An 11,943-nucleotide genomic window follows, 5' to 3' on the forward strand; every position below is an offset into this window, starting at 1 on the left:
AACCTCGTCTTCAGGACTTGGCCGCGGCTGCCGCCTGCGCCGCTACTTCGGCGGCGAAGTCGGTCTGTTTCTTCTCGATGCCTTCGCCCACGACGAAGAGCGCGAAGGACGCGACCCTGGCGTTGCGCTGTTTCAGGAGCGCCTCGACGCTGACCTTGTCGTCCTTGACGAAACCTTGGCCGAGCAGGGTCACCTCTTTGAGGTACTTCTGCACTGCGCCCTCGGCGATCTTGTCGAGGATCGCCTCGGGTTTGCCCGATTCGATCGCCTTCTGCCGCGCGATGCGCCGTTCGGTTTCGATGAGCTCGGCCGGTACCTGATCGGCCGAAAGGGCCTTGGGCTTGCAGGCAGCGATGTGCATGGCCAGGTCCTTGCCCAGCGCCTCGTCGCCCCCTACGAGATCGAGGAGCACGCCGATCTTGGCGCCGCCGTGCACGTAGGAGTAGACCTTGCCCTGCGCCTCGATGCGGACGAAACGGCGGATGGTGATGTTCTCGCCGATCTTGCCCACGAGTTCGGTGCGCACCTGCTCGACCGGCTTGCCATCGAGCTCGAGCTGAGAGAGCGCCGCCACGTCGGCCGGGTTGCGCTCGGCCACCAGTTGCGCCAGGCGGTTGGCAAAGGCGATGAATTCGTCGTTTTTCGCCACGAAGTCGGTCTCGCAATTGACTTCGACCATGGCCGCGAGCTTGGCATCGGGCGACACCCAGATCGCGACGATCCCCTCGGCGGCTACGCGGCTCGCAGCTTTGCTCGCTTTGTTGCCGAGCTTGACACGCAGGATCTCTTCGGCGCGTGCCATGTCGCCGCCGGCCTCCGCGAGCGCTTTCTTGCACTCCATCATCGGCGCATCGGTGCGCTCGCGCAGCTCTTTGACCATGCTTGCGGTAATTTCAGCCATCATGCGTCCTCACGAAAGATTGTCGGGCAGGCACACCCCCGTGCGCCCACCCCATGCACACTGCCTCTGCCTTATTCAGCCGCCGGCGCTTCACCTTCCTCGGAGGCAACCTCACCTTCAGCGCCTTCGACTTCGACGAACTCGTCGGAAGCTGCAGCCACCACTTCCTGCAGCGCCATGGCCTTGCCCTCGAGCACGGCATCGGCGACCGCCCGGGCGTAGAGACGGACGGCGCGAGCCGAGTCGTCGTTGCCCGGAATCACGTAATCGATCCCGTCAGGGCTATGGTTGGTATCGACCACCGCCACGATCGGAATGCCCAGCTTGTTGGCCTCGGCCACGGCGATCTTGTGGTGGCCCACGTCGATGACGAAGAGCGCATCGGGCAAGCGTTCCATCTCCTTGATGCCGCCCAGACTGCGCTCGAGCTTGTCGAGCTCGCGCTGCAGACCCAGCGCTTCACGCTTGGGCAGCTGCTGCGCCGAACCGTCGGCAAACGCCGCTTCGAGCTCCTTGAGCCGGGCGATGGACTGGCGCACCGTCTTGAAATTGGTGAGCATGCCGCCGAGCCAGCGCTCGTTGACGAAAGGCATGCCGCAACGCTGAGCCTCCTCGGCGATGATGTCACGCGCTTGACGCTTGGTGGCGACGAAGAGGATCGTACCGCCCTTGGCCGAGAGCCGACGTACGAATTCGACCGCTTCGCGCAGCTTCGCCAGCGTCTTCTCGAGGTTGATGATGTGGATCTTGTTGCGCTCCCCATAGATGTAGGGGGCCATTTTGGGATGCCAGAAACGGGTTTGGTGCCCGAAGTGCACGCCGGCCTCGAGCATTTGACGCATCGTGACGTTCATGAAGACTCCAATGGATAAGGGTTGAACCTCCGCCCGCGACCCACCGTGCACAAACACGGACCCTCGTCGCTTGCGGGCGTGTGGAATGGCCTGCCGCGTACGGCAGGCCCGGCATTATACCGGACGGAAAGACCGTCCGTCAAAAAAGGATCAGCGCACCCGCCGGATCAGGCAATGTCCGCCTCGGACTGATCGAGCCCGAAGGCCTTGTGCAACGCGCGCACGGCGAGCTCGAGGTATTTCTCGTCGATCAGCACCGAAATCTTGATCTCGGAGGTCGAGATCATTTGAATGTTGATCCCCTCTTCGGCGAGCGTGCGGAACATCTTGGCCGCCACGCCGGGATGCGAACGCATCCCGACCCCCACTAGCGACACTTTGCACACCGACTTGTCGCCGATCACCTGACGCGCCCCGAGATCATTCTTCACCCGCTCGAGGATCTCCATCACTTTCTTGAGATCGTTCTTCGCCACGGTGAAGCTGAAGTCGGTGGTGCCGTCATACCCGACGTTTTGCACGATCATATCGACGTCGATATTAGCATCGGCCACCGGCCCCAGGATCTGGTAGGCAACCCCCGGCTTGTCGGGCACGCCGAGCAGCGTCACCTTGGCCTCGTCGCGCTGAAAGGCGATGCCGGAAATGATCGGCTGTTCCATGTTCGTTTCTTCCTCGACCGTGATCAACGTCCCTTCTCCCTCTTCCTCGAAACTGGAAAGCACCCGCAACTTGACCTTGTATTTTCCGGCGAATTCCACCGAGCGGATCTGCAGCACCTTGGAACCGAGACTGGCCATCTCGAGCATTTCTTCGAAAGTGATGCGCTCGAGCCGCCGTGCCTCGGGCACGATGCGCGGATCGGTGGTGTAGACCCCATCGACGTCGGTGTAGATCTGGCACTCATCGGCCTTCAACGCCGCCGCGAGCGCCACGGCGGTGGTATCGGAGCCGCCGCGCCCGAGCGTGGTGACGTTGCCTTCGCCATCCACGCCCTGAAAGCCGGCCACGACCACGACCTTGCCTTCGGCCAGATCGGCGAGCATCCGCTCCGGCTCGATCTCCAGGATGCGCGCCTTGGTGAAGGCGCTATCGGTATGGATGGGCACCTGCCAACCGGTATAGCTCTTGGCCGGGATGCCGAGCGACTGTAGGGCGATCGCGGTGAGCCCGATCGTCACCTGCTCGCCGGTGGCGAGCACCACGTCCACCTCGCGCGGATCGGGCGATTCGGACAGCGCCTGGGTGAGCGCCACGAGCCGGTTGGTCTCGCCGCTCATCGCCGAGACCACCACGACCACCTGATGCCCTTGCTGGCGATATTTCGCCACCCGGCGCGCGACGTTTTGGATGCGTTCCGGCGAACCCACGGAAGTTCCGCCGTATTTCTGCACGATGAGCGCCATCTTCCCCTCGGAAACGACCTGAAACTTCGAATTCTATCAACGATCGAGCGTTCACGCCATGCGACGAATACCTCACAACCTTCTGTTACGGCACGTTCGCAGCGATGATAAAGAGCGATACAAAAAATTCGTTTTCGCTATCGAAAAATGGTTGTCTTACAAGTTGCCTCGTTATATGATTATGCCTCGCTCAGGCACGACATGAGCGATGCATGATCTCCTATCCACGAGTAATGGAGCGAACCTCGATGAAAAACCTCACTGGCGGCGACATCCGCGAATTGCGCAAGAAACTCGGCCTCAACCAATCCCAATTCTGGTCCAAGCTCGGCGTCACCCAGAGCGGCGGTTCGCGCTACGAGAGCGGGCGCAACATTCCCCGTCCCGTGCAAGCGCTGCTGCGCCTGGTCCACGTCGAGCAGATCGACGTGAACAGGATCAAGCGGGAAGATTGGGAAGTCGCACAATACCTCAAGGCGACCGATGCCGAGCGCTTCAAAGAGCTCAAAAAAGAAGCGCGCGCCTGGCTGAAAAACCAGGGAAAGACCTCTGCCCCCGTCGAAGAAGTCGAAACGGTGGAAGACTGAGCCACTCGGCTCGGCCGCGATCGACGGGATCACGGCAACCGCCGCGACCTTGCGCCTCGCAAGCCGCGGCGGTTTTTTTCCGCTAGAATCCCCCCATGCAGATCACCCGCCGCTTCGAATTCGACGCCGGGCACCGCATCCCCAATCATGCTAGCCGTTGCCGCCATTTACACGGCCATCGCTATGCGCTCGAAGTCACGCTCACCGGTGAGACCATCGCCGAAGCCGGACGCAGCGACGAGGGAATGGTGCTCGATTTCTCCGCCCTCAAGACGCTCGTGCACGAGACGGTGGTCGATCCCTGGGATCACGCCTTCCTCGTGCATCGCAACGACGCCGTGGTGCGTTCGATTCTCGAGCACATTCCCGGACACCGGACGGTCGTGCTCGATGCCGTTCCCACCGCCGAAAACCTCGCTCGCATCGCGTTCATGCTCCTCGCGCCTCGCTTTCAGGCCGCCTACGGCGAGCGGCTGCGGCTGCGCCGGGTGCGCCTCTACGAGACGCCCAACTGTTGGGCGGATTATCCCGACGATTGAAGTCACTTGGCAAAGGTCCCGTCGCTGGGGATAATCGGGGCATTCCCGGCCGGAGAAAGGCGATGGAACGACTCGAACACCCGCTACCGGATGCGGCCGCCTGGATCCGCTTCTTCGCCGAGCGCGCCGACAAGGTCCCCATCCTCAGGCATACCAAGCGCCGCCTCGAGGAACTGCGCCCCACCGCGGAAACGCTCAATGCCCATGTCCTCTCTCAGGTCGTACTGCAAGACCCGCTGCTCACGCTGCGCCTGATGGTGACACTGCAAAAACGCCGCCCTCCCGACCTGCGCACGCGCGAGCTCACCACCATCGACCGCATCCTCCTCATGCTGGGCATCCGCGCCTTCTACGCCGAATGCGACCGCATGGCGCTGGTGGAAGAAGAACTCGCCGACCTGCCCGACGAGCTCACCATGCTGCTGCGGCTCATCGCCCGGCTGCGGCGCGCGGCGCGTTTCGCCCGTGAATGGGCGCTGCTGCGCCGCGACATCGAAGTCTCGGAAGTGGTGGTCGCGGCGCTGTTGCACGACATCACCGAAGTCCTGATGTGGCTCTACGCGCCCCGGCTCATGTCGCTGCTCATCCGCCTGCGCCGCACCTACCCTGCCATTCCGCTCGAGCAGCTGCAGCGCAAGGTGTTCAACGCCACCGAAGTCGAGATCCGCAACGGCCTCATCGACGCGCTGGAACTACCCGAGATCCTGAAAAAGCTGCTCGACGACCACCACCTGGAGAATCCGCGCACGCGCACGGTATGGCTCGCCACGCGGCTTGCGCGCCACCTCGCCCACGGCTGGAACGATCCGCGCATCCCGGCCGACCTCGACGCCATCCAGGAACTGGTGCACGTCAATCGCGAGATCCTGCTCAAGCAGCTCGGCGCGCCGGAAGAGGCGATGGCGCGGCTACTCTCCCCTACCGGCGAGATCGCGCCGCCTGCTCAAACGGGCAGCGAGGTGGCAGCCGGCGCTTCGGCCGCCGGATCGGCGGACATGGCCGGTCCTTCCGGCGGCGAATGAACGCTCACCCCTCGCCCGCGGCGAGCGCTTCCAGCTCCGACCAGCGTTCGAGCAAGGTTTCGATCTCTTCCTCCACCGCCGTGAGCCGCGCCTTCAGGCCGGCCACTTCCTGCGCCCGCTCGCTGTAGAGACTCGGATCGGCGAGCACCTCGGCGAGCGCCGCCTGCTCCGCTTCCAAGGCTTCGATCCTCTGCGGCAGCGCCTCCAGCTCCTGGCGTTCGCGATACGACAGCCGCCGCGGCCGGGAAGACCGGGGTTCCTCCGCTGCGGCGATCTTGGCTTTGACGGGCGCCTTGGTCGGACCCGTCGCCGCGGATGCCGACGCGGCCTCTCCCTTCAGCCGCAGCCAGTCGCTGTAGCCGCCGACGCACTCTTCCCAGCGCCCGTCACCGGTCGAGGCGATCACCTGCGTGACCACGTTGTCGAGGAAGCGCCGGTCGTGGCTCACCAGCAGCAAGGTTCCCGGATAGGCGAGAAGCCGCTCCTCCAGGAGTTCCAGCGTGTCGAGATCGAGGTCGTTGGTCGGTTCGTCGAGCACCAGCAGGTTGGCCGGCTGGGCGAAGAGGCGCGCGAGCAACAGCCGGTTGCGCTCCCCGCCCGAGAGCGTCTTCACCGGCGAACGCGCCCGCTGCGGCGAGAAGAGGAAGTCTTCGAGGTAACCGACGACGTGGCGCCGCTGGCCGGCGATCTCCACCGTATCCGAACCGGGGCTGACGACGTCGATCAGCCGCGCCTCGGGATCGAGCTGGGCGCGCATCTGATCGAAATAGGCGACGTTGCGGCGCGTGCCGTGACGCACCAGCCCCGCGTCGGGTTCGATCTCGCCCAGAATGAGTTTGAGCAAAGTCGTCTTGCCCGCGCCATTGGGACCGATGAGGCCGATGCGATCGCCCCGCAGGATGGTGGTGGAAAAATCGCGCACCACCGTCTTCTCGCCCCAGGATTTCGTCACCCCCACGAGTTCGGCCACCAGTCGTCCGCTCTGCTCCCCTGCATCGAGCTGCAGACGCACCCGCCCCAGCCGCTCGCGGCGCGCCTCGCGTTCTTCGCGCAGGCGCTCCAGCCGCCGCACCCTACCCTCGTTGCGCGTACGCCGCGCCTCCACCCCTTTGCGGATCCAGGCCTCTTCCTGGGCGTGGAACTTGTCGAAACGCGCCTGTTCCTGAGCCTCGGCCGCGAGTTGCTCGGCCTTGCGCCGTTCGTACTCGGCGAACGACCCGGGAAAGCTCGCCAGCCGCCCCCGATCGAGTTCGACGATGCGGGTGGCGACCCGATCGACCAGAGCCCGGTCGTGCGTCACCAGCACGACACTGCCGCGAAAGGTGAGCAGCATCTGCTCCAGCCGCTCGATCGCGGCGATGTCGAGGTGGTTGGTCGGCTCGTCGAGCAGCAGCACTTCCGGCTCGGCCACCAGGGCGCGGGCAAGCGCCACGCGTTTCACCCCGCCGCCCGAAAGCGCCGCGATGCGCGCCTCGGCCTCCAGCCCCAGCGCCGCGAGCGCGGCGTCGATGCGGTGCTGCCATTGCCAGCCGCCTTCCCGCTCCAGCCGATGCTGGACGGCGTCGAGTTCAGCCAGGAGTGTCGGCTCGGGTGAAGTCGCCACCAGGCGCGACAGCTCCTGGAAACGACGCAGCAGCCCGGCCGCCTCGCCCAGCCCCTCGGTGAGCACCTCGGCCACCGTGGCCTGCGGCGGGAAGTCCGCTTCCTGCGGCACGTAGGCCAGACGCAGACCCGGCTGTCGCCACACGAGCCCGTCGTCGAGCGGCTGCTCGCCCGCGAGCACGCGCAGCAGGCTGGATTTGCCCGCACCGTTGCGCCCGATCAGCACCACCCGCTCACCCTCGTCGAGCTGAAAGGACGCGGCGTCGAGTAGGGGAACGTGACCAAACGCGAGATGGGCGTCGTCGAGACGGAGCACTGGCATGACAAAAACCTTGAAAGGGAGTCCCCCCGCCAGGAATCGAACCTGGATCTAGCGCTTAGGAGGCGCTCGTTCTATCCATTGAACTACGGGGAGACGGAATGATTCAGCGCGAGGGCACTTCCGCGTAGAGGTCGTGCACGTCGCAGTCGGTGACGAGGACCTCGGCGAATTCGCCCGGCTGCAAGTCCTCGCCGTTGGGGATGATGACGAGGCCATCGATCTCGGGCGCATCGGCACTGGAGCGCGCGAGCGCCCCCTCTTCGTCGACCTCTTCCACCAGCACCGTGATCCGGCGCCCGATCCAGCGCTCCAGCCGCTGGGTGGAGATGTCCTCCTGCCACTGCAGCAGGCGCACGCGCCGCTCTTCGCGCACTTCCTCGGGTACGGCATTGGGCAGTGCATTGGCTGCTGCGCCCTCGACGGGGGAATAGGCGAAGGCGCCGACGCGGTCGAGCTGCGCTTCTTCGAGAAATTGCAGTAGCAGGTCGAAATCTTCCTCGGTTTCGCCGGGAAAGCCGGTGATGAAGGTCGAGCGGATCGTCAGGTCGGGACAGATCTCGCGCCAACGGCGGATGCGCTCGAGCACGCGTTCGGTCGCCGCCGGCCGCTGCATCGCCTTGAGGATGCGGGGGCTGGCGTGCTGGAACGGGACGTCGAGATACGGCAGGATCCTGCCCTCGGCCATGAGCGGGATGAGCTCGTCCACGCTCGGATAGGGATAGACGTAGTGCAGCCGGATCCACACACCGAGCTCTCCCAGCAGACGGGCGAGCTCGGTGAGACGCTGGCGCACCGGCCGGCCGTCGACGAAACCCGTACGGTACTTGAGATCGACCCCGTAGGCGGCGGTGTCCTGCGACACGACGAGGATTTCCTTGACGCCAGAGTCCACCAGCGCTTCGGCCTCGGCCATGATCTCGTGGATGGGACGACTGACGAGATCGCCGCGCAGAGAGGGGATGATGCAGAACGTACAGCGGTGGTTGCAGCCCTCGGAGATCTTCAGATAAGCGTAGTGCGGCGGGGTGAGCCGCAGACCCTGCGGGGGGACGAGATCGGTGAACGGATCGTGCGGCTTGGGCAGATGGCGGTGCACCAGATCGAGCACTTCGCCGTCGGCATGGGGGCCGGTGATCGCCAGCACCTGAGGGAATTCTTCGAGGATGCGCTGCGGCCGGGCGCCCAAGCAGCCGGTGACGATGACCTTGCCATTCTCCGCCAGCGCTTCACCGATCGCCTGCAGCGATTCTTCCACGGCCGCGTCGATGAAACCGCAGGTATTGACGATGACGAGATCCGCCCCCTCGTAGTCGGAGCTGAGCGCATACCCCTCGGCGCGCAGGCGGGTGAGGATGCGTTCGCTGTCGACAGTGGCCTTGGGGCAGCCCAGGCTGACCATGCCCACTCGGGGAGCAGAAAAATCACGGTTCATGGGGATTGGTCGCCGAACTTGAATCGTGTTCCGTAGCGTCCGATTGTGGGCGAAAAGTGGGGAACATGGCGCCGAACAGACCGCGCGTTTGATGCTCCGCCTGTTGCTGCATCTGGGTGAGGAGCTGGCGCGATTGTTCGAGATAGGCGTTCATCATGGACTGTAGCGCTGGCGTCTGCAAAGAGAGAAACTGCGCCATCCAGTCGGTGCCGAGCGGCGCGTTGTCGCCGTAGAGCGAGCGCAGCTGCTCTTGGAACTTGTTCTGCATCTCGACGAAGGCCGCGATGCTGTTTTCCAGATAGCGCCCCATCAGGTTTTGCGATGCCTGACCGTAGAAACGGATGATCTGCGCGAGCAGCTCCGAAGAAAAAAGGGGCTGGCCGCAGGCCTCTTCCTCTAGGATGATCTGCAGCAGCACGCTGCGCGTGAGATCTTCCCCCGTCTTCGCGTCGACGATACGGAAAGGCTCGTGCGAGAGCACGAGATTCTTCACGTCACCCATCGTAATGTAGGTGCTACTGGTGGTATCGTACAAACGGCGATTGGGGTACTTCTTGATCAGGCGGATTTGCTGCGCATCGGTCATTGCCGATCTTTCCCACAAGGAGGTGGCGATGAAGCATTATACCGTAGCAAAAGGCAGAGGTTCCCCGCGGCCGAAAAATGCAAGGTCTGCAGGGTGGCGCCAACAAGGCGTCGTCCCTGCAGACCCCAGGGTCATAGCCCCTCTTCCGATGAGAGAGACGCCGATCCTCAGTACATATGTTGTCCGCCATTGATGGCAATGTTCGCTCCCGTCATGTAGGCGGCCTCCTCGGAGGCGATGTAGGCCACCAGCCCGGCGATTTCCTCGGGCTTGCCCAGACGCCCCATGGGGATCTGCGGCAGGATCTTGGATTCCAGGATCTCTTGCGGAATGGCGAGCACCATCTTGGTACCGATGTAGCCCGGCGAGACGGTATTGACGGTGACGCCATAGCGCGCCACTTCGAGCGCCAGCGACTTGGTGAAACCGTGCATCCCGGCCTTGGCCGCGGCATAGTTGGTTTGACCGAAGGCGCCTTTCTGGCCGTTGACCGAAGAGATGTTGATGATGCGCCCCCACTTGCGCTCGACCATGCCGTCGATGACCTGCTTGGTCATATTGAAGACGCTGTCGAGGTTGGTGCGCAGCACCGCGTCCCAGTCGGCCTTGGTCATCTTGCGCAAGGTCATGTCGCGGGTGATACCGGCGTTATTGACGAGCACGTCCACCGGGCCGACTTCCTGCACGATTTTCTCGACGCACGCCTTGCAGGAGTCGAAGTCGGCGACATCCACCGGATAGGCGGCGAAGTCGAACCCCTTGGCCTTCATGTCGGCGAGCCACTGCGGCGCGTTCTTGTTGTTGAGCGAATGCGTGGTGACGACGCGATAGCCCAGCTGGGCGAGCTTGATGCAGATCGCCTCGCCGAGCCCCCCCATGCCTCCTGTGACCAATGCGATGCGAGTCGTCATTTCCCTTCTCCTCTTCTTCGATGGCGCCGCTTGCGGCGGCAGGGTTACACAACGGGTTCGCGCACGAGTGGCAACGCCGGCTCTTTCACGTAGTGGCCCGGGGCCGGCTCGATCGGGCGGTAGCGATCGTTGCCCAGGGCGGTGCGTGCCGGCACGAGCTTGCCCTTGTACGATTCCAGCCAGCGTGCCCAGTCCCGCCACCAGCTGCCGGGCTGCTCCTGCGCCGCGGACAACCACGCTTCGGGCTCCTCGGGCAGGGATTCGTTGGTCCAGTAACTGCGGCGATTCTTGCTTGCCGGGTTGATGGCGCCGGCGATGTGGCCGCTCGCCCCGAGCACGAAACGGCGCGGGCCGCCGAGCAAGTGTTGCGAGAGATAAGCGCCGCGCCAGGGCACGATGTGGTCTTCGCGTGCCGCCATCACGTAGGCCGGCATGTCGAGGCGGGTGAGGCTCACCGGCTGGCCGAGCATCGTCAATTTGTTGGGTACGCGCAGATTGTTCTCGAGATACATGTTGCGCAGGTAGTAGGTGACGAACGGCCCGGGCAGGTTGGTGCTGTCGCTGTTCCAGTAGAGTAGATCGAAGGGTTTGGGCGCCTCACCCTTGAGATAGTTGTTGACCACGTAATTCCAGACGAGGTCGTTGGCGCGCAGCGCCGAGAAGGTATTGGCCAGTTCCGAGCCCAGCATCAATCCGCCCTTGCCGATCGCCGCCTCGCGCGCGGTGACACTCGCTTCGTCCACCAGGCAGCCCAGCTCGCCACTCTCGGCAAAATCGAGCAGGGTCGTCATGAGCGTGAGACTGCGCACGGGCGTCTCGCCGCGGGCACGCGCCACCGCCAAGGCACAGGAGAGGATCGTACCGCCGACGCAAAACCCCAACGCGTTGGGATCGGACACGCCGGTGACCTCGCGCACGATCTGTAGCGCCTGCAGCGGCCCCAGTTCCAGGTAATCGTCCCAGCCGTAGTGCGCCTCGGTGAGGCCGGGATTTTTCCACGAGATCAGGAAGACGGTGTGCCCCTGCTCCAGGGCGAAACGCACGAGGGAATTTTCCGGCTGAAGGTCGAGGATGTAGAACTTGTTGATGTTGGGCGGAACGATGAGGAGCGGACGCTCGCCCACTTTCTCCGTGAGCGGCGCGTATTGGATGAGCTGCATGAGGGGATTTTCGGCGATCACCGCACCCGGCGTGACCGCGAGATTGCGCCCGACCTCGAAGGCGGACTCGTCGGTCATCGAGATGCGACCCTTGTGCAGGTCTTCGAGGAGGTTGGCGATGCCGCGGCGAATGCTCTCGCCCTGCGTTTCGAGCGCCTGGCGGATGAATTCCGGATTGGTGGCGGCGAAGTTCGACGGGGCGAGCGCATCGACGATCTGGCGCACGAGGAAACGCGCCCGCGCCTTGGTCTTGCCGTCGGGAAAGTCGCTCTCTTCCACCCAGCGGGTGAGCATCTGCGCGTTGATCCAGTAGGCCTGGCGCAGATAGTCGAAAATGGGGCTCTCCTGCCACGCGGGCGAGGAGAAACGCTTGTCGCTGCGCACCTGGGGCACCACCGGCTCGGCGGCTTCGCCCGGCTGGCGGTGCAGCAGCCGATCCCACAGCTGGGCGTGCTGGGCGAGCCACTGCTGCTGCCACTGCCGCAGCTTGTCCGGGTCACGCGCCATGAGCTGCCAAGATTGCTGCCACCATTGCAGGGGATGCCCCGGAGGTAGCGGGGCGCCGGGGGGGTTGGGGAAAGACGTCATTTTTTCTCCTCGATCGAATTCATTGTGGCACGA

Annotated in this window: 11 protein-coding genes and 1 tRNA gene; 3 read left to right on the forward strand and 9 right to left on the reverse strand. The window is 64.2% G+C overall.

Annotated elements, in window-relative coordinates; translation table 11 throughout:
- Positions 1-10 precede the first annotated feature (10 nt).
- The 3 genes from tsf to H607_RS0104435 form a co-directional block, all read right to left on the reverse strand.
- Complete coding sequence (tsf, locus tag H607_RS0104425) at positions 11-901, reverse strand: translation elongation factor Ts (RefSeq protein ID WP_028874433.1); 891 nt, start codon at positions 899-901, stop codon at positions 11-13.
- 71 nt (positions 902-972) lie between these two features.
- Positions 973-1,755, reverse strand: a complete 783-nt coding sequence (gene rpsB, locus H607_RS0104430) for a 30S ribosomal protein S2 (protein ID WP_028874434.1) — start codon at positions 1,753-1,755, stop codon at positions 973-975.
- Positions 1,756-1,922: 167 nt separating this feature from the next.
- Complete coding sequence (locus H607_RS0104435; RefSeq protein ID WP_028874435.1) at positions 1,923-3,161, reverse strand: aspartate kinase; 1,239 nt, start codon at positions 3,159-3,161, stop codon at positions 1,923-1,925.
- A 248-nt stretch (positions 3,162-3,409) separates the two neighbouring features.
- On the opposite strand from H607_RS0104435, the gene H607_RS11710 reads away from it, so the two are divergent.
- From H607_RS11710 to H607_RS11715, 3 genes are all read left to right on the forward strand, one after another.
- Complete coding sequence (locus tag H607_RS11710; protein WP_051240653.1) at positions 3,410-3,748, forward strand: helix-turn-helix domain-containing protein; 339 nt, start codon at positions 3,410-3,412, stop codon at positions 3,746-3,748.
- A gap of 95 nt (positions 3,749-3,843) precedes the next feature.
- On the forward strand, positions 3,844-4,287 hold the full coding sequence (gene queD / locus H607_RS0104445; protein ID WP_028874436.1) for a 6-carboxytetrahydropterin synthase QueD: 444 nt from the start codon (positions 3,844-3,846) through the stop codon (positions 4,285-4,287).
- Between the two features lie 62 nt (positions 4,288-4,349).
- Positions 4,350-5,309 carry an HDOD domain-containing protein gene (locus H607_RS11715; RefSeq protein ID WP_051240654.1) on the forward strand — a complete coding sequence of 320 codons (960 nt, stop codon included), beginning with the start codon at positions 4,350-4,352 and terminating at the stop codon, positions 5,307-5,309.
- Between the two features lie 4 nt (positions 5,310-5,313).
- Here the strand turns inward: H607_RS11715 and H607_RS0104455 are convergent, their stop codons facing one another.
- The 6 genes from H607_RS0104455 to H607_RS11720 all read right to left on the reverse strand — a co-directional run bounded on the left by H607_RS0104455 (position 5,314) and on the right by H607_RS11720 (position 11,910).
- Positions 5,314-7,233, reverse strand: coding sequence for an ATP-binding cassette domain-containing protein (locus tag H607_RS0104455; RefSeq protein ID WP_028874437.1), 1,920 nt, complete (start codon positions 7,231-7,233; stop codon positions 5,314-5,316).
- Positions 7,234-7,254: 21 nt separating this feature from the next.
- A tRNA-Arg gene (locus H607_RS0104460) sits at positions 7,255-7,326 on the reverse strand.
- Positions 7,327-7,336: 10 nt separating this feature from the next.
- Positions 7,337-8,665 carry a 30S ribosomal protein S12 methylthiotransferase RimO gene (gene rimO, locus H607_RS0104465; RefSeq protein ID WP_028874438.1) on the reverse strand — a complete coding sequence of 443 codons (1,329 nt, stop codon included), beginning with the start codon at positions 8,663-8,665 and terminating at the stop codon, positions 7,337-7,339.
- Positions 8,655-9,251: a polyhydroxyalkanoate synthesis repressor PhaR gene (gene phaR / locus H607_RS0104470; protein ID WP_028874439.1), complete on the reverse strand. Its 597-nt coding sequence runs from the start codon at positions 9,249-9,251 to the stop codon at positions 8,655-8,657. The genes rimO and phaR overlap by 11 nt, the downstream gene beginning before the upstream one ends.
- A 167-nt stretch (positions 9,252-9,418) precedes the next feature.
- Positions 9,419-10,162: an acetoacetyl-CoA reductase gene (gene phbB / locus H607_RS0104475; RefSeq protein WP_037989590.1), complete on the reverse strand. Its 744-nt coding sequence runs from the start codon at positions 10,160-10,162 to the stop codon at positions 9,419-9,421.
- Positions 10,163-10,206: 44 nt separating this feature from the next.
- Complete coding sequence (locus H607_RS11720; protein WP_051240655.1) at positions 10,207-11,910, reverse strand: PHA/PHB synthase family protein; 1,704 nt, start codon at positions 11,908-11,910, stop codon at positions 10,207-10,209.
- Positions 11,911-11,943: the final 33 nt, after the last annotated feature.

The organism is Tepidiphilus margaritifer DSM 15129 (assembly GCF_000425565.1).
GTDB lineage: Bacteria > Pseudomonadota > Gammaproteobacteria > Burkholderiales > Rhodocyclaceae > Tepidiphilus > Tepidiphilus margaritifer.

Coding starts and splice junctions, on each gene's coding strand:
- tsf (WP_028874433.1), bottom strand. CDS start 901: ATGGCTGAAATTACCGCAAGCATGGTCAAAGAGCTGCGCGAGCGCACC.
- rpsB (WP_028874434.1), bottom strand. CDS start 1,755: ATGAACGTCACGATGCGTCAAATGCTCGAGGCCGGCGTGCACTTCGGG.
- H607_RS0104435 (WP_028874435.1), bottom strand. CDS start 3,161: ATGGCGCTCATCGTGCAGAAATACGGCGGAACTTCCGTGGGTTCGCCG.
- H607_RS11710 (WP_051240653.1), top strand. CDS start 3,410: ATGAAAAACCTCACTGGCGGCGACATCCGCGAATTGCGCAAGAAACTC.
- queD (WP_028874436.1), top strand. CDS start 3,844: ATGCAGATCACCCGCCGCTTCGAATTCGACGCCGGGCACCGCATCCCC.
- H607_RS11715 (WP_051240654.1), top strand. CDS start 4,350: ATGGAACGACTCGAACACCCGCTACCGGATGCGGCCGCCTGGATCCGC.
- H607_RS0104455 (WP_028874437.1), bottom strand. CDS start 7,233: ATGCCAGTGCTCCGTCTCGACGACGCCCATCTCGCGTTTGGTCACGTT.
- rimO (WP_028874438.1), bottom strand. CDS start 8,665: ATGAACCGTGATTTTTCTGCTCCCCGAGTGGGCATGGTCAGCCTGGGC.
- phaR (WP_028874439.1), bottom strand. CDS start 9,251: ATGACCGATGCGCAGCAAATCCGCCTGATCAAGAAGTACCCCAATCGC.
- phbB (WP_037989590.1), bottom strand. CDS start 10,162: ATGACGACTCGCATCGCATTGGTCACAGGAGGCATGGGGGGGCTCGGC.
- H607_RS11720 (WP_051240655.1), bottom strand. CDS start 11,910: ATGACGTCTTTCCCCAACCCCCCCGGCGCCCCGCTACCTCCGGGGCAT.